Annotated in this window: 20 protein-coding genes; 6 read left to right on the forward strand and 14 right to left on the reverse strand. The window is 46.1% G+C overall.

Going from position 1 to position 16,988, the window contains the following annotated elements:
• Positions 1–87 precede the first annotated feature (87 nt).
• The 4 genes from J4N42_RS22505 to J4N42_RS22520 all read right to left on the reverse strand — a co-directional run bounded on the left by J4N42_RS22505 (position 88) and on the right by J4N42_RS22520 (position 3,020).
• Complete coding sequence (locus J4N42_RS22505) at positions 88–420, reverse strand: c-type cytochrome (protein WP_252032746.1); 333 nt, start codon at positions 418–420, stop codon at positions 88–90.
• Positions 421–565: 145 nt separating this feature from the next.
• Positions 566–1,420 (reverse strand): quinol dehydrogenase ferredoxin subunit NapH, encoded by an 855-nt coding sequence (napH, locus tag J4N42_RS22510; protein WP_252032748.1) that lies wholly within the window; start codon positions 1,418–1,420, stop codon positions 566–568.
• Entirely contained in the window at positions 1,420–2,190 is a 771-nt protein-coding gene (gene napG / locus J4N42_RS22515; RefSeq protein ID WP_252032750.1) for a ferredoxin-type protein NapG, read from the reverse strand. Before napG ends, napH begins: the two co-directional genes overlap by 1 nt.
• A 203-nt stretch (positions 2,191–2,393) precedes the next feature.
• Complete coding sequence (locus J4N42_RS22520) at positions 2,394–3,020, reverse strand: LysE family translocator (RefSeq protein WP_252032752.1); 627 nt, start codon at positions 3,018–3,020, stop codon at positions 2,394–2,396.
• 261 nt (positions 3,021–3,281) lie between these two features.
• Between J4N42_RS22520 and J4N42_RS22525 the strand changes: the two genes are divergently transcribed.
• A complete protein-coding gene (locus J4N42_RS22525; protein WP_252032754.1) occupies positions 3,282–4,184 on the forward strand; it encodes a LysR family transcriptional regulator in 903 nt (300 codons plus the stop codon).
• Here the strand turns inward: J4N42_RS22525 and J4N42_RS22530 are convergent.
• A complete protein-coding gene (locus tag J4N42_RS22530; protein ID WP_252032756.1) occupies positions 4,150–4,758 on the reverse strand; it encodes a LysE family translocator in 609 nt (202 codons plus the stop codon). The genes J4N42_RS22525 and J4N42_RS22530 overlap by 35 nt on opposite strands.
• Positions 4,759–4,880: 122 nt before the next feature.
• Here J4N42_RS22530 and J4N42_RS22535 point away from each other — a divergent pair, with 122 nt between their 5' ends.
• Positions 4,881–5,891, forward strand: coding sequence for a GlxA family transcriptional regulator (locus J4N42_RS22535; protein WP_252032759.1), 1,011 nt, complete (start codon positions 4,881–4,883; stop codon positions 5,889–5,891).
• Here the strand turns inward: J4N42_RS22535 and J4N42_RS22540 are convergent.
• The 4 genes from J4N42_RS22540 to J4N42_RS22555 all read right to left on the reverse strand — a co-directional run bounded on the left by J4N42_RS22540 (position 5,857) and on the right by J4N42_RS22555 (position 9,006).
• On the reverse strand, positions 5,857–6,648 hold the full coding sequence (locus J4N42_RS22540; protein ID WP_252032761.1) for a phosphotransferase enzyme family protein: 792 nt from the start codon (positions 6,646–6,648) through the stop codon (positions 5,857–5,859). The genes J4N42_RS22535 and J4N42_RS22540 overlap by 35 nt on opposite strands.
• A complete protein-coding gene (locus J4N42_RS22545; protein WP_252032764.1) occupies positions 6,641–7,129 on the reverse strand; it encodes a P-loop nucleotide/nucleoside kinase family protein in 489 nt (162 codons plus the stop codon). The genes J4N42_RS22540 and J4N42_RS22545 overlap by 8 nt, the downstream gene beginning before the upstream one ends.
• Positions 7,130–7,213: 84 nt before the next feature.
• On the reverse strand, positions 7,214–8,092 hold the full coding sequence (locus J4N42_RS22550) for an NAD(P)-dependent oxidoreductase (RefSeq protein ID WP_252032767.1): 879 nt from the start codon (positions 8,090–8,092) through the stop codon (positions 7,214–7,216).
• An 11-nt stretch (positions 8,093–8,103) separates the two neighbouring features.
• Positions 8,104–9,006 (reverse strand): LysR family transcriptional regulator, encoded by a 903-nt coding sequence (locus J4N42_RS22555; RefSeq protein WP_252032770.1) that lies wholly within the window; start codon positions 9,004–9,006, stop codon positions 8,104–8,106.
• Positions 9,007–9,097: 91 nt separating this feature from the next.
• Here J4N42_RS22555 and J4N42_RS22560 point away from each other — a divergent pair, with 91 nt between their 5' ends.
• Entirely contained in the window at positions 9,098–9,400 is a 303-nt protein-coding gene (locus tag J4N42_RS22560; RefSeq protein ID WP_252032772.1) for a DUF2798 domain-containing protein, read from the forward strand.
• A 111-nt stretch (positions 9,401–9,511) separates the two neighbouring features.
• On the opposite strand, the gene J4N42_RS22565 is transcribed toward J4N42_RS22560, so the two are convergent.
• The 3 genes from J4N42_RS22565 to J4N42_RS22575 all read right to left on the reverse strand — a co-directional run bounded on the left by J4N42_RS22565 (position 9,512) and on the right by J4N42_RS22575 (position 10,873).
• Positions 9,512–10,228: a YebC/PmpR family DNA-binding transcriptional regulator gene (locus J4N42_RS22565; protein ID WP_252032775.1), complete on the reverse strand. Its 717-nt coding sequence runs from the start codon at positions 10,226–10,228 to the stop codon at positions 9,512–9,514.
• A gap of 96 nt (positions 10,229–10,324) precedes the next feature.
• Entirely contained in the window at positions 10,325–10,534 is a 210-nt protein-coding gene (locus tag J4N42_RS22570) for a DUF3283 family protein (RefSeq protein WP_252032778.1), read from the reverse strand.
• Positions 10,535–10,675: 141 nt separating this feature from the next.
• Positions 10,676–10,873: a PA3496 family putative envelope integrity protein gene (locus J4N42_RS22575; protein ID WP_252032781.1), complete on the reverse strand. Its 198-nt coding sequence runs from the start codon at positions 10,871–10,873 to the stop codon at positions 10,676–10,678.
• A gap of 361 nt (positions 10,874–11,234) precedes the next feature.
• Between J4N42_RS22575 and J4N42_RS22580 the strand changes: the two genes are divergently transcribed.
• The 3 genes from J4N42_RS22580 to J4N42_RS22590 are packed head-to-tail and all read left to right on the forward strand — an operon-like array spanning position 11,235 to position 13,494.
• The gene (locus tag J4N42_RS22580; protein ID WP_252032783.1) at positions 11,235–12,080 is read left to right on the forward strand and encodes an ABC transporter ATP-binding protein; all 846 of its coding nucleotides are present in this window, start codon (positions 11,235–11,237) and stop codon (positions 12,078–12,080) included.
• Complete coding sequence (locus J4N42_RS22585; protein ID WP_252032786.1) at positions 12,077–13,024, forward strand: ABC transporter ATP-binding protein; 948 nt, start codon at positions 12,077–12,079, stop codon at positions 13,022–13,024. The genes J4N42_RS22580 and J4N42_RS22585 overlap by 4 nt, the downstream gene beginning before the upstream one ends.
• Positions 13,021–13,494: a transcriptional regulator gene (locus J4N42_RS22590; protein WP_252032789.1), complete on the forward strand. Its 474-nt coding sequence runs from the start codon at positions 13,021–13,023 to the stop codon at positions 13,492–13,494. The genes J4N42_RS22585 and J4N42_RS22590 overlap by 4 nt, the downstream gene beginning before the upstream one ends.
• 144 nt (positions 13,495–13,638) lie before the next feature.
• Here the strand turns inward: J4N42_RS22590 and J4N42_RS22595 are convergent, their stop codons facing one another.
• Positions 13,639–13,962 (reverse strand): hypothetical protein, encoded by a 324-nt coding sequence (locus tag J4N42_RS22595; RefSeq protein ID WP_252032792.1) that lies wholly within the window; start codon positions 13,960–13,962, stop codon positions 13,639–13,641.
• 444 nt (positions 13,963–14,406) lie between these two features.
• Positions 14,407–16,377, reverse strand: a complete 1,971-nt coding sequence (locus J4N42_RS22600) for a replication initiator protein RctB domain-containing protein (RefSeq protein ID WP_252032795.1) — start codon at positions 16,375–16,377, stop codon at positions 14,407–14,409.
• Positions 16,378–16,988: the final 611 nt, after the last annotated feature.

Raw genomic sequence — 16,988 nt, forward strand, 5'->3', positions numbered from 1 at the left:
CTAGAGCCGCCACAGAGATGAAAAAAGTTTTATTCAGTACAGAGCTTCACAGTCCACTTTTCATTTTGGCCATGGGTTAACCAGCCATCACTGGTTGATTTGACGTATATAGGCAAAAATATCTTTTACATCGTTTTCGCTCAGCACACTTTTCCAAGCGGGCATCCCTTCATTGCCGTTGAGTACTGTATCCATCAGCTCTGCCTCCGACTCCCAAAACGAAGTCAGGCCGTCATAGATGTTTGATGGTGCTTCACTTAACGCTTTACCTGCCACACCATCACCATGCCCTTTTTCACCATGGCAAGACACGCATAACGAAGTAAACTGCTGTTCTCCGTTAGCAAGGTCGGCGCTTAACACCTGACCGGACATTACCAACGCCAACACCATCGTGATTCTACCCATCGCCTTTTTCATCGTTCACAGCCTCATCTAATAACATACTGTGCGATATCTTAAGGGGAAGCATGTGGAAGTAATGTGAAAGGGCAAATAGGCAGGGCACAGCAGTGATACGATGAAGAAAGTGCCGACGCTAGGGAAACGTCGGCACTATGTAAGGCTAGTCGTGCGGTTTAGTGCGGAAAATCGTTTTGTACTCGAGTACATTTTCAGGGCATACGTCGATGCAGCGGCCACAGCTCATACAGTTTTGATCCATCACACGTCGGTCACCCTCTTTTAATGGTTGACGTAGAACATCTGGCTCAGGGCACACGTTGTAACAGTCCATACACTTAGTACACGCCTCTCGGTTGGTTGCGGTAATGCGTAGCATGCTCTTACGACCTATCACACCGTAGGTCGCACCTAGGGGACATAAATGCCCACACCAGCCATGATCAACCAATAGAAAGTCGACGATAAACACCAGAAGGATAAGAACCCACCCAGCTCCCATGCCAAACAATATCCCACGATGCAATGCAGCAACCGGATCGAGCCAGCTCCATATCATAGTGCCAGATACGGCGCTGCCAATAAGCACTGCAAACAATAACCAGTAGCGCAATTGCGCATTCCAGCGAAAGCTTGCTTTGATTTCCAACTTTCTCTTCAACCACGCCGCTATGTCCGTAACAACATTCATTGGACACACCCAGCCACAGAACGCTCTTGGACTCAAAAGGGCGTAAAAAACGACCACCAGTGAAAATCCCAATATTGCATTAAGCTCTGGGACATGGCCACTCGCCACCACCTGCAAAAACATCAGTGGGTCGGTCATCGGTACTGTGTCTAGCAATAAGCTGGATGACAGATTGCCTTTGAGAATTCCAACTGTTGGCCCCAGAAGAAACAGCCCCATTACCGTGAATTGGCAGACTCGGCGCAAAATAAGAAACCGGTGAGCGTGCCACCAGCCAAGTTTTTGCCTCGCTTCTTTACCCGCATCTTTCGCAAGATTTTTCGCCATTATTTGTTTCCTCCGAGTGTTTCAAGCGCACCGGAAGGAATGGCACTACTGTCTGGGCGACTGTTGCCTAAGGGCTTATTAATCTCCTCCCAACCCAATTGGTAATGCGCGCCCATTTTCCCTTTGGCTAACTCAGTTGGAATGATTTTGATTGCAGCCACTTCGGTGACACACGCCTGCTCGCATTTACCACAGCCAGTGCATTTATCGGAATGTACGGTTGGGATTAACTTGGCATGATAGCCAGTACGCTCATTGCGAATGTGCTCAAGCGTGATAGCTTCATCGACCAATGGACACACACGATAACACACATCGCACCTTAACCCCTGCCAGTTAAGACACGACTCATGGTCAATCAATACCGCAGTTCCCATGCGAGCGTCATCTATGTTCGTCAGTGAGTGATCAAGTGCGCCACTTGGGCATGCCACGACACACGGTATGTCTTCACACATTTCGCAGGGGATTTCACGAGCATTAAAATAAGGCGTGCCCGATTCGACTGAAGAAAGCAATGTCGCAAGTTTAAGCGTGTCGTAAGGGCAGGCTTGAACACACAACCCACAACGGGTGCACGCTTTTTCAAAGTCGCCTTTCTCTAGCGCTCCCGGCGGACGGACCGGCACACCGCTGCCATCTCTTGCTTGGCTCTGCACCGATTGCAAGCCAAATACAGTCGCTACCGCACCAACACCCGCCGCTGTACGCGCTGCATCGCGTAAAAAACGGCGACGGCTTTCTGAAGTTTTCGCTCGAGGATTGCTCATCACACTATCCCTCACACACCCAATAGACTCAGTGCAAGTCATCGGCATGCTAGTTGTCATTGCTCTAATAATTGTAGGAGGATCACCGGCAATGTATGCGAATAACGCAACAGATCTACTACCCCAAAAGAGTAATCCAAGCTTTGATTGAGTCAGATCAAGACAGCAGAGTGGTTGAGCTCAAAAATTAACAAAAATTCGGTTTAAAGCTGGAACAAAGCAAGTTGTAAGCTAAAGCCAACAAAGATGATACCGCAGGTAAAGTTCATCCATTTCGCTGTGCGCTTTTGTGTCAGCCATTGCTTCAATGTGCCAGCCATCAAAATGACCACCATAAACCAGCTCGCCACGACAGCGGCTTGCAACGCACCAAGCATCAAGCTATCTCGCATTACGGTTTGTTTGTCGACAAATTGAGGGAAGATCGACAAATAAAACAACACTATTTTTGGATTGAGTAAATTGGTGAGCAGACCTTTAACAAAGTGCTGTTTCATTTTCCGTTTCGCGGCTTGTGGGATCACTAACGTGCCATCTTCCGCTTTCAGCGCCACTTTAAAATGGTTGTAGCCAAGCCAGATTAAGTAACCGACACCAATCCACTTTAGGCCTTGGAATGCCCATGGTGTCTGGGACAACACCAGACTCATCCCATTGGCGGAAATAAATGCATGGAACAAAAAGCCAAGCGACACCCCCAATATGTTCACCATCGCGAACAGCTTGCGTTGGGTTAACGCAGTGCTTAACACTAGCAAAGCGTTAGGACCGGGAATGACAGCAATAAAGAATACGATGACAACAAACGCTAGAATGCTTTCCACACCCATTTACGATTCACCTACAAGATTAAAAACTGCGGAAGTGTACTCTGAATTAGCATAAAGCCAATACACAATAATCCGTTTTGCCCACAAGATATCGCTACTGCACATTCCGAATAGAGGGTGAGGTAGCCTCTCGATATTAGCCAAACGCTAAGTGCATTGACCAAATTAGATATTATCATTAACAAGCCATATAATAATATATTGTTATATTCAAATAACGTAAAAAGAAAGCGTTCCTATTACCGGCAAAGGCACCCCGATATGCTCAACCCAATTTGGTTAAAGACTTTTAAAACTCTGGTTGAAGTTGGCCATTTTACTCAAACGGCTGACACGTTATTTATGACTCAACCCGGTGTAAGCCAACATATCAAAAAGCTTGAACAAGCATGCGGCCATGCCCTGATCAAACGGATAAACAAGAGCTTTGAACTGACTGAGCAAGGTAAGCAAGTTTACCACTACGCACTTCAGTCAGCCGAGCGAGAACAGCAGCTTTTGCATAGCCTGAGTGAAGACTCTCCCTACGCTGGGCAATGTACTATTTCGTGCTCAGGCTCTTTTGCTCTATGGCTGTATCCACAACTACTCACTCTACAACACCAGCATTGCGATCTTTCCTTCCAACTGGAAGTCGCACCAAACCAGCGAATTTTGGACAACATTCAAAATGGTTTCACCGACTTAGGTATCGTCACCGACACCGCTCACAGCCACCTTTTTAGCTACCAAGCCGTTGGGGAAGAACCACTATGCTTAGTGATTGGCAAGCAGCATAAGAGCAAACCTGTCACTACCGAACTACTGAAAGAACTGGGTATGATCGCTCATCCTGATGCCAAACATTACCTTGCGATGTACAACGAGCGGTGTCACTCACCAGAGCTGCAAGGCTTGGAGGTTGAAGGTATAAAAGTAAGTAGTTACATCAACCAGCTCAGCCAAATTCTATTGCCTGTTTCACAAGGCATTGGTTTCACGGTACTTCCGCAGAGTGCCATCGATGCGTTCCCAGACAAACATCAGTTGGTCGTCCACCAGCCTGTATCAGCAGTGAATGAAACACTCTACTTGGTACACAAGAAAAACCGCGATCTGGCGAAACGCTACCAGACCATCCAAGCATTAATTACACAACGGGAAGTAACACTCCAAAACCAATAAACAGACCTCCGCTGATTTTATTCAACAAGGCAGCTTTGTTTTGTAGGTGTCCACGCATGGTGTGGGCACTGACAACTAATAGATATTCGACGCAAAACTCCACCGCCACAAACGTTACCGCCAGGACTAACCACTGCTGAATAAAACCAATATTTGGGTTGAGGAACTGGGGTAGAAATGAAGCAAAAAACAGCAGTACTTTGGGGTTGGCGATCGCGGTAATGAAACCAGTTTTAAACAGAGTATAACGGCTGGTTGCGCTCGTCTTTGTTCCGATGTCTATTCCCTCTGCTCTTTGTTTCAATAACTTGTAGCCGAGCCAAATCAAGTAACCGCCACCGAGCACTTTCATCACGATTAAGATCGATTCAGAAAGGCTTAAAAGCACGCCTATTCCACTCAACGCTAGAGTGATCAACAAGCTAAAACCCACCACACCGCCCAATACAGTATATTTTGCTTGTTGCCGGCCATACGTTAGCCCATGAGTCAGCGCCAATAAGCCATTCGGCCCGGGAACTAAACTCACGCCAACAACGGCAACCAAATAAATCAACCAAACTTCGAACTGCATCTCTATTCTCAATAACTATTGGGGTAAGTCACAAGTCTACGAACAAATCGAGTTTCCTCTTGGTATAAAATGGACATATATGGGTAAAATTTAGACATCCAAATTGATATTGGCTTTTGATCATGGTTGCGACACAACTTTCCCCACACTCCCCTACACTACGCTTTGCCCTTTTACCTCTAGAAGATTTCGCCATGCTGCCATTTGGTGGTTTCATCGATAAGCTAAGATTTACCGCAGATGAAGCAGACAGTAGTCAGCAAAGGCTATGCAGTTGGAAAGTGGTAGGACACCAACAGCAAGTACGATCCAGCTCTGGAGTGTTGTTGAATATTGATCAGCACGTTGACGACATTGAATTGACCAAAATCGATTACCTTGTGATCTTTGGCAGCCGCACCGCTAAACAAGCCATCGAACAATCCAACCAATATGGCGATTGGATTAAACGAGCAGCGGCTAACGGAACACCTTTGGTCACCTTAGACAATGGCAGCTTTTTATTAGCGAAGTTAGGGCTTTTGTCCAACCACGAAGTTGCAATCCATTGGCGTCACGAACAGGAATTTCGCTCTATGTTCCCCAAGCTGCGCGTCACCAGCGACAAACTGTACCAATTCGACGGTAAGCGCATCACCTGCGCGGGTGGAAGCGCCAGTATCGATCTCGCGGCGGAAATCTTAGCCAAGCACTTTGACCAACCACGAGCGCTTAAAGGCTTGGCTGATATGCTAGTCGATGAGACTCGTGAACCGGTCCATATTCTGCGTTCAACTAAAGACGAATATCAGCAGGACTCCATTCTCAATTCCGCCATCCGACTTATGCGGCTCCATCTAGCAGACGCTACTAGCCTCGAAGACATTGCACAACGAATAGGAATAAGCCGCCGACAGCTGGATCGTAAATTCCACGCTTTCACCCAACAAACCGCTCACCACTACTGGCTCAATATGAGGCTAGATTACGCGAAATGGCGATTAGTAAACTCGACGCTAACGCTCTCTACGATAGCCGATGAAATAAATGTCAGTGACGCCAGTTACCTTTCTAAGCTGCTAATGAAACGTTTTGGTCAAACGCCCAACCAGATCCGCATTAAGAACGGCTTGGAGAAACCAACACAGATGTAATGTACTCAGCATGGGTGCTCAAGTACTCAATATCACGAAGGTAACTCAAGTGATGGCCATCTGCGAGGTTATCTATGAACGCGGTATTACCCTGCTCTGCTTGGCTATGCATGTACCCCACCAGCGCATCTAGCCTCTCCTTCATAGCTTCAACCAGCCCCTCGCACTGCTGTGGCGTTGCGCCATAGGCATCGCAAAACAGCTTGGCTCTGTGTGATTGGCTATCAATGTTTCCCAAAGAGTCATTAGAGCCCGTTTTGAATGGAGCCCAGCAATAAACGGCGTAGGCGAGATCCCATAATCTCGGAGCGGGATGTGCTGTATCAAAATCAAACACACCGGTGACTTGGTTTTCTTTCAATGCCACGTTGTAAGGCGAAAAGTCTCCGTGAACTATCACCTCTTCGGGTGTTCGGCTTGGCAACATCCACTCTAGATTCTGGGCACGATTTTCTGAAACAAATAAAGCGCTCACATCATGAAAACGGCGTAACAGCTGAGCTGCTGAGGTTAGTGCTTGATTGCTAGCGATAGCCCCTGCAAGCGGGTAGTTGTAAACATCACCCGCCACATAGCTGAGTGTTTCACAGGAATCCGTTGTCTCGATAACCTTCGGGCCGGCATCAAAGCCATTTCTGGCAAGATAATCCAAAAAGCAGTGAACACTTTTAGACCATTGTGTGAGTGGACGAATCACCGTCTCTCCGTGCTTAAAAATTGCGCCTTTTCGGCCGCCACTAAGTTCCTGCTTATCCATCTATTGCCCCGCTTTTAATAGAGATAACGTGTTCATTGGAATCAGGCGTTTCAAACCACGTCCAAAACATATCTAGCATCTCTGGTGTCATTTCGTAGGCCTTGTTTTCTCGCTGGCTATTACGTGATAAGGCTCGTTGTTGGCAGGTTTCGAAGTCCACATCTAGATAATGCAGTTCCGCTTCAAGGTTATGCTGATTTGCCCACGCCAGCATGGCCACACGATCGCTACGGCGCCACAAGCCATAATCAAAAATCACTGAAACATTCAGGTCTATCATCTCCAACGCGGAGCGCTGAAAAAGCTCAGTAAGAGTGGCAAGACGAGCGTCAAACACTTCTCGCTCCATGTGTTCGCCGTATAGCGGGATCATCCATTCATCAATCGAAAAACGAAAAGCAGGCTCAGTGTCCGCCAATTGTTTTGCATAGGTGGTTTTACCGCTGCCGATAAAGCCACAGATAAATATCACTTTCGCCATCTCACTGCCTCATTCAATCACAGCACTCTATCGCCTCAGAAGTCGATAGAGCGTTGTTTACACTGTAAATCTAACTTACGTGTTTTACTTAGCTTGCGCCTCAGCTTTAATAGCGCGCATCAGCACCGATGTATCCATGCGGCCATCACCTGCGGCACTTAATTGCTTGTATTGCTCAACCGATTTTTGGGTTAATGGCAAAGTGATGTTTTGGCGCTCAGCTTCGTCTAAACAGAAGCCCAAATCTTTGATCATCCAATCGATAGCAAAGCCAAAATCAAACTTATCTTGTGCCATCGTATTGGCTCGGTTTTCCATTTGCCATGAACCCGCTGCACCATTTTTCAGGCAATCAATAAGAGCAGGGATCTCTAAGCCAGATTTCTCGGCTAAAATAAGCCCTTCCGCTAACCCAGCTAATACACCCGTGACACAGATCTGATTGACCATTTTCGCGCGCTGCCCTTGACCTACACGCCCCATCAATACCGATGACTTACCGTAAGCATCAAACACAGGTTGCAGCTCATCAAACACGCTTTGTTCACCGCCGCACATGATAGTTAATACGCCATTCTCAGCGCCCGCTTGACCGCCAGATACTGGTGCGTCCATGAAGCGCACACCAGCGGCAAGAGTCGCCTGTTCCAGTTCTTCCGCTAATAATGCCGACGTTGTGGTGTGGTCAACAAGAATGGCTCCAGCTTTCATCGCTGCAATGGCGCCAGTTTCACTGGTTGTCATGCTACGCACATCGTCATCATTACCCACGCAAACCAATACCACATCGGCCTCTTTAACACATTCGGCTACAGTGCTCGCCGCATGGCCTTGGTATTGCTCAGCCCAATCCAGCGCTTTCTGATGAGTACGATTGAATACCGTGACGTCAAACCCAGCTTTCGTTAGATGCCCAGCCATTGGAAAGCCCATCACACCTAAACCAATAAAACTTACTTTCATATTGTTCTCCATTATTTGACGGGTTGCGATTTCTGCGCCAGTTGAACCCCTTCAATCAAAGCATCGATGAGTAATGTCAGTGCCTTGGGTTGATATTTTCTTTCTTTGTAAACTAAATATGCCTGCCTGTCGCTGCGGTGATATTGCGGCAATATTTGCACTAGATTCATCTGAGATGATACATGCCTATAGGGTAAGGAAGCGATTCCAATTCCTTTCTCTGTGGCCTGTACTACAGCATGGATATCATTCACAGTTAACTTGGGGCGAATGGACACCATTTGGATCAGATCTTCCTCTTTGTAGACAGGTATTTGCAGTAGGTGGTCGACACAGATCCACTCATGTTTTTCGAGATCATCAGGCTGCGTGATCTCGGGATGAGACCGCAAATACTCAGGGCTGGCAAAAAAGCCATGTTGAGCTTTGAATAGAGGACGAGCGATCATCCCTTCTAAATTGCTGATGTCAAAAGTCATCAGTAGATCGCGATCAGTTTGCGGTACCGCCTGCTCTTGGCTGAGCACCAGATCGAGTTGCACTTTAGGATACTGTGCCAGAAAGCTCTCTATGATTTTCCCCACAAAGCCATCGTAAAAGTTATGCGGAATCGCCAGTTTGATCCGCCCTTGAATGGCCTCTCTATCGGTTAGAATCTCAGTAAATGCAGCTTGAACCGATTCCATACCGCTACTGAGCGCCTGAAAGGCTTCCTCACCCGCCAAAGTCGGTACCAGTTCCCTACCCTGCTTCTCCAATAAACGAACATTAAGTCGGGCTTCCAGTGCAGTTAAACGGCGTGACATCGTCGATACCGGCAGCTGAAGCTTTTTGGAAGCTGACAGCAATGAGCCCTCTTCAACGACAGCACAAAACAAGAACAGATCATCAATGTTTCCAAATATGGAATTCATAGTTCTAGATCTTCCTATTTTTTTCATTAATGGATAGTTATAACCTTTCTACATCAAAGTTCAACCAACCACAACTCAAGGGTAAATGACTATGAATAAAAAACAGATGTGGTTAAACACGGTTTTGTCTTCCTTGGTAATGGCAGCCATCATGTCTGGAATCATTTCAGGAATGCGTATGGAGTTCAGCCCTGAGTGGCCGCCGATTTGGCTACAAAGCTTTACGTTATCTTGGCCAATCGCGTTGATGTTAGGGCTTACTGTTTTGCCTCTCATTAGGAAGTTTTCAGAATGGGCAACAAAGCCAAGAAAACAAGACAAAAGCTTACCAGACTCGCTAGAGATAGCTCAGCTGCAAGGGACACAACTACGAGTGGAACAGCAGGTTCGTTAATGTGCCGCGTCCATTAATCATTAGGAAAAATATAGGCCAACCGATGGTGTTGGCTAAAAACACAAAAGCCGGGCATATTGCCCGGCTTTTTCGTTTGTTCACATTCGCTGATTACAGTTCAGCGTTGTGGTAAACCTGCTGCACATCATCACAGTCATCCAGCATGTCTAGGAACTTCTGGAACTTCTCAGCATCTTCACCCGATACAGGAGTGTGCGTTTGAGGAACAAATGTGATTTCTTCAACGTCGATAGTCAGATCTGGGAATGCACCGTTTAGCGCAGTCTTGGTTTTGAAGAACTCAGTGTGAGGAGCAAATACAGTAATTACCCCCTCTTCTAGCTCTACGTCTGTTACGTCTACGTCGTCCATCATTAGCGTTTCTAAGATGATCTCATCATCGTCGCCTTTGAACTGGAATACCGCTTGGTGATCGAACATGTGAGAAACAGAACCTTCAACACCGATTTTCGCGCCTGTTTTCACAAAGCACTGGCGTACATCTTGGAAAGTACGGTTACCGTTGTCAGTCAGACAGTCAACAATCACACTTGTGCCGCCAGGACCAAAACCTTCGTAGCGTGCTGGTACATAGTCTTCACCGCCGCCACCTGTTGCTTTATCAAGCGCCTTGTCGATAACGTGCGCTGGTACTTGGTCTTTTTTAGCTTTAGCGATCAGGTGCTTCAGAGACAAGTTCATGTCTGGATCTGCGCCACCGTTTTTCGCGCACATGTAAATTTCTTTACCGTATTTGGAATAAACTTTAATTTTTGCGCCTGCAGTTTTCGCCATTGAGGCTTTGCGCACTTCAAAACTTCTTCCCATCGGGATCTTCTCTCTAATTCAATTTAATGCGAAGGATTTTAGCAAAATGTAGGACCTTTTCAATTTCCTACCCTGCTGAGACATGAGCATTCTGCGCTAAGCGACGCCCATCACTCGTTTGTACTTTTCAATGGATTGATCGAACCATGCTTTTTCTTGCTCATCAACAATCTTGTCGCGCTGCTCGATGATTTCTTCAGGGCCAGCTTTCGCTTCTCTGAGCTTCCAAACCAAGAACGAGGCTTGCTTATCTAGCTCTACTTTGTTCTTTTCGTCAGCAGGTAATAGTGAAAGATTGATCGACATGGTGCATACAATTCAATAAATACGTGGGCACGAAATATAGCATAGTGAAAGGGAAAAATAAGGGATTTTAGATCAATAAACGCTGAAAATAAGAAGGGTGACATCAGCTGTCACCCTTACTATTGTTAGTTGCAATCACTTCTAGTGGAGCAAACCCAACTCCCGCGCTTCTTCGATGGATAAGCCACTTTCACGAATCTCTCTTAATGCTTCAATGCGACGACGAGCTTCGGCTGACTTAACCTGTTTCACAGGTTTTTGAGTTTCTACTTCTTCCGTGAAGTCCCACTTATTTGCAATATTAGTCATTTCGTCATGGTCTATAGAATTAATGGACATTGTTACCTCCGAACGAACCATGTAAGGGACAGGTAATCTGTAGCAAAGCCCCAAATTCTTGTTAAGAAAATTTGGTTTAGAATGTGATGAAAGTATAGGTTCAGAAAGCCAATTAATATTTCGCTCATTAAACCTTTGCACCCCTTAAATTGTAGACGTACATTTAAGGGATTACCCCTGTAAAAAGTAAGCTGATCTGGGTCTCATTTTCAGGCTGAGTTTCAGTGGTTCTTCCCTCACCGTTTCACCTTTGTTCCAGCCGTTTTTTCGAGTGACTTCACCTTTCAAGAGCGTGGCTGTTTTACGAAACAAAATAACAGTTAATGATAATCATTATCTTTTGTATTTAATGAGAGTCGTTATGAGTAAACCAGAGCTTGAGCAAGCCTTCCACCCCGACCCTGTCCTCCAAGTGAGAGAGCTGTGTGTCGACTACATCACGGACAACGGAGATTTTAATGCCGTCAATTCCGTCAGCTTTGATATTGGCAAAGGAGAAATCTTTGGCCTAGCGGGTGAGTCCGGTTGCGGAAAGAGCACCATCGCATTTGCGATTAATCGCTTACATAAGCCGCCAGCATTCATCTCAGGTGGCCAGATTCATTTTAATGGTCAAGACTTGCTGAAACTGTCAGACAAAGCGATTAACACCCTGCGTTGGAGTGAAATCGCAATGGTCTTCCAAAGCGCCATGAACTCCCTCAATCCCGTTCTGACTATTCAAGAACAATTTGCCGACGTACTCAGGCATCATAAAGGCATGACCGACCAGCAAGCCAAAGACAGAGCAGAAAAGCTGCTGGACTTGGTCAATATACCTCGGGAACGTCTATCTGAATATCCTCACCAGTTTAGCGGCGGTATGCGCCAGCGTTTGGTGATTGCCATTGCGCTTTCACTCAACCCAAAACTGATCGTCATGGATGAACCCACCACCGCGTTGGATGTCGTGGTACAGCGCGAGATCTTGCAGCAAATTTATCAACTGCGTGACGAGTTTGGTTTCTCGGTACTGTTCATCACTCACGATCTTGCCCTTATGAGTCAACTTTGCGATCGCATAGCGATCATGCGAAATGGCGAGATCGTGGAAGTTAACGCGTCGAAGAAGATCCGCAACCAACCTCAACATGCCTATACCCAAAAGCTGTGGGCCTCTTTTCCAAACATTCATGAAGCGAAACATGCGCAAGGAGAACCGGCATGAGCAAACCAATCATCGAAGTCAAAAATGTAGTCAAAGAGTTCACTATTGGTGGTGGGTTTGCCAAGCAAGAACGTTTCAAAGCGCTGCAGGGCATCAGCTTCAACCTTCATGCTGGTAAAACGCTGGCGCTGGTTGGCGAGTCTGGCTGTGGCAAGAGTACCTGTGCTCGGTTGATGACGAAAGTCTACCCCGCTACGGAAGGTGAAATCCTATTCAATGGCAAAAACATCAATGACATCACCAGCCGAAAAGAGCTGTTGAATTACCGAAGCAAGGTTCAAATGGTCTTCCAAGACCCGTTTGGCTCCCTAAACCCAACCCACACGATCGCCCATCACCTGACTCGTCCGTTGAAGATTCACAAGCAGGTAGCGTCAAACAAAGAAATCCCAGCCAAACTCAATGAGCTTCTTGAGATGGTGGAACTTGCTCCCGATACCTTGGAAAAATTTCCTCATCAGCTCAGCGGCGGCCAAAGGCAAAGGGTCAACCTAGCACGCGCCCTCGCGGTTGGTGCAGAAGTCATTCTGGCTGATGAGCCGACATCAATGCTGGATGTGTCGATTCGTTTGGGCGTGCTCAATCTGATGCAGCGAATGAAAAAAGAGCTAGGAATTGGCTTTTTGTATATCACCCATGATTTAGCCACCGCTCATTACATCGCCGAGGAGACGGCCGTAATGTATAAAGGCCAGATCGTAGAATGGGGCGACACTCAATCGATACTGACCAACCCACAGCACCCATACACTAAGCTGTTGATTTCAGCAGTGCCAGATCCCGACTTACCATTTGGTAATTTGGTTGAGAGTGAACCAAACTATTCGATAGAGGCCGACCAGATCCGCAGTAAAAGCTCACAATTTGAAACTGAGTTTGATCAAGTCGGACCGAGCCACTTTGTTAAACATCATTTTGAGAGCAAAGGAAAAAATGTCGCATGATGCAACTAGATACTTGGGTAAGTCACATCAGTGACTGGTATCAACAGCGGAAGCATGATCAAGTGTCCGATCTTGAATCATTGATCCTATCCGCACCTGATCCAGTTTGGGGGCCAAGCATTACCGATCTGCAAAGCAAAGCGATCGCCTGTTGGTTAGATGGCTGCCTACGTATCTTTCATCACCATAGACACACTCAGCCAGATAAGGCGTTTCAATATCTCCAGTTAGCCTACAACAAACTCCAACACTGTGTTTGTCAGCCATTGTCGGAGCTAGAACTAAAAGACTGGTGTATGAAGCGGATGCAGCACCTAACGGTGCTATCACTTGAGTTCTGCAATCAACAGCAGCCTCATTCTTGGCACAAGCAATCCCAAGCGCTGGTGGAAGCACACGTAAGCTTTATGGCTTCACAGCACTGGAACGATGATCAAGGCAAAACAGTAAATACGCCTTCACTGCATTAACCGTTCACTGGAATAACAGCGGCTCTTGGGCCTATTTGTTGTGAGTTAGAATTGAGGGCTGGAGCGCAAATAAAAATCCGCCGCTAAGGTAACCATTAGCGGCGGATTTCTTTTTATATGAGAGCCTGCTGGCCTTATGCCCGACTAAAGCTGAGCTTCGCCTCGTCTTGGACGTTCAAAGTCTTCGACGAGCGTCTCAGGCGCATCGTTCACAAGATAGTTCAGCGCAGAACAAAAACTGTCTGAGCTGGCATAAATATCACGCGAGCGATCAATGGTACGTTCCGCCGTTCTACGTACTTGGTCGCTGTTTTCATGATTGCTGTATTCTACTTGGAGCAAGAAAACCGCATCTGCGTACTGCCGCTTGCACATAGTTTCACTGTTAAAGGCCGTATGCGATTGAGCATATACACCGGATGACGTAAACAAAGCCACTAGAGCAGCAAAAGAGTGTTTCTTCATCATCAATTCACTACATTCCGATTCGATATCACGATTGGGATTTGTCTCTGTAACTGATTCTCTGCAAGCTTAAACATCATCTGAACAGTCCGAGATACAAACGGAAGAAGCGTAATCACGGAACAATGATCAAGGGGAGTCACTTGATCATGCTTTCGTTGGTAGCGGCGGTAAAAAGTACCAACGAAAAAAAGCGAGTTCTTTACAGAACTCGCAAACAATTCAGAATGAATGTAACAATATGAGCCAATCTATTAATTCATCAGAAAGGACAAAAGGTTGTCTATTCGGGATAAATATTAACAACCGACGCGCTCCTAATGTCAGCTCATTGTCAGGGTAATGTCGTAGATTCGTTTAATTTATAAACAATTGCGAATATCTGTATCAGTGGCTTAGCAAACGTAACAAAGTGCTACCAGCACTCACCGAAACTTAGTTGCAGCTTTACACTGCAACTTCATCTAACGCCCTAAATACGGTTTCATCAAGGTGGCCTTCGAATACTTGTTTGCACACTTTTCTGCGTACCGCCAAGCCCGAGATCAGCCTTTCGATAGACAAGTGCTTGTTTTCGCTCTGTTGGTTATACAGCTCAACTAACTTACTCAGAGTTTCATATGGTAGAGGCTCTTGCCCTACTCTCAGCCAATCGAGCTTGTCTATGAGCTCTGAGCACTCATCTTTGATTGAGGAGTGTGAATGTCCTGTCATTGCAGCTAACGCCGTTATACTGCGTTCTAGGGCCTCTGGAGAGGTATATTTAGACAAGGTAATGGTGATCTCATCAGCATTGATCTCAACTAAGTGCTTTCTGAGCTTCACTCGGCGGCCCAGTTTACCGCGTGGCGACGGCGCTTTACGCTGGATCGGCTCGAATTCCCCATCAATGATCTCAGACAGCTCATCCAGCTTCTGCTTAGACACCATTTCGTTACGCAGTGGGTTTGGCAAAGTTGGCGCCATATTGCGTTTACCCGCATTGGTGGTGCGAGCGCGAGAATAACGCAGTACTTCTTCCGCATCACACTTGATGTCCACCTGGTAATCCGTGATCTTACCTTTTTCGCTCATTGCGGTCAGGGTCAAGTGGTAACCCCACAAGTTCACCACAAACAGATCATCGGTCCCCTTACCTTCCGATAGTTTCTTCAACTCACGAATAAGATCCATCGAAAAACGGCGCCACTCGATGTTTCTCGCCAGTTTTTGGTTGAGCTCAGTCAGGAGCATCACGTCAGTATGACGACGCGACATGCGGCTACGGAAATAAGAATACAGTTGGAAGACCAGCGTATGCTGCCTTAGGATCTCCGGCGGGAACAAGAAGAAATAATCTCGCGTCATCAGCTCTTCGTAGAACGAAGGTTCCCACACAAGGATATACAAGTTTGGCTTAATGCGAATTTCGCCGTCAGCGCCCTCTGTAGGCGCTTCTTCTGATGCAGTGATGGTACGAGCCAAAAATCGGAAACGATCGCTCTTAAAGCCTTCTGGCATGTTCTCACTAAGCCATCGGCCGGTCAGTTCGTGCAGCTGGAAATCAGTAAACTCGATTCGATCAATACTGTCGCGAATCGAATCACGCGCCGGACCACTGTCCTTTTTGCCACGTAGAGACAAAATATCGGTGATGTAGAGCGGTGTCTTGTTAGGCGCTTGAGTTGCTTCTAAGTGATAATCTTCACGATGATGATCATGGTATTGTACTGTCAGCGTGAACAACGCGAACAACGTCATAAGATCGTCGACCGTCATGATGTTTTTTGAAGATCGAGTTTCGATTACAGCTCGAGTTCCAGAGATCGACACCATGGACTTTTGGTAGTTCTTACGTGTTCTTGGTGGAGCGAGAGCTTGATCAATGATCCCTGCCCAGTTAGTTGGCGAAACGACAAATTGATCCGCTTCATCTTTCATCGCTGGTGGCGTATTAAGCCCGTGTTCATTCAGTAAGCGTTTATTGACCTGAGTCTGCGCCAGCGCTTTGGAGCGTTTTTGCTTCTCATTTTGTTTAACTGATTCGGTCACTAAGCTGGTGGAGCCAAGAACGGAGATCAACTGATTCGGATTGATAAAGCGATGTAGCATGGTTTTTCCCGCTAGCCCTTCTTCAAATCGAACAGGGACTTGCTTAAACAAACCAATATTTACTGCCGCTCTTAGGCGTTGTTGGATAGCCGCACGGGTCAATTGACCATCTGTTGCATCAATAAGCTCTGTGGTCGAGACATAGCCGTCCTTACTGCGAAAGCCTTGCAATGAAATAAGATTCAGCAATTCCACGATACTCTTCGTGACGCCTTTAAAATGTTGGTATTGCTCAATCCAGTCTACGGCCGTTTCAGATACTTCGAATAAATGTCCGTCTTTGTGGCTTCTTGGGGCTTTGATCAGTAGTTTTTCTTCTGAGCTCATTATTAGATCCGTGTCACACTAGCCGTAATATCGCTATAGTTCCAAGAGAATAAAGAAAAAAAGATCATAAATAAAGAAAAAATTGCTGCTTTTAAATAACTGATCTATTTGATTATTCTGATCTTAATTGATTATATGATCTATTGATCCGAGCGAAAGTTTGCTTGTAACGTTCTGTTTTAAAAGGACAAAAAAAAATGACGTTCAGAAGCATGATCATAGTGTGATTGAAACGATGATCAACGTAGAGCAGAAAGCATGATCAAACTTAGCAAGAAGCATGATCATATAAACTTCGTACGCATGATCAACGAACTTCTGAAAGCATGATCATCACCATTACACATGTTATCCACAGAGGCCTGAATTCTATTCGATGTTGAAAGGCAAGTTTGGTCAATTGCGTTTTCATTTTGTCCCGAAACGATGATCAAGGCAATGTGATTCATGCTGGTTTTTTATACAAAATTCGTTTTATTGTAATTGAAATGACACCATTAGGTTATCGCTCTGCTTGTTTCGTCAATTCGGATTACAATCGAAAGCATGATCAAGGTTTATATTGTGAGTTCGATTGAATGGACGTATGCACTCCACAACGCCTTACTGAT

The sequence above is a fragment of the Vibrio sp. SCSIO 43135 genome (assembly GCF_023716665.1).
GTDB lineage: Bacteria > Pseudomonadota > Gammaproteobacteria > Enterobacterales > Vibrionaceae > Vibrio > Vibrio paucivorans.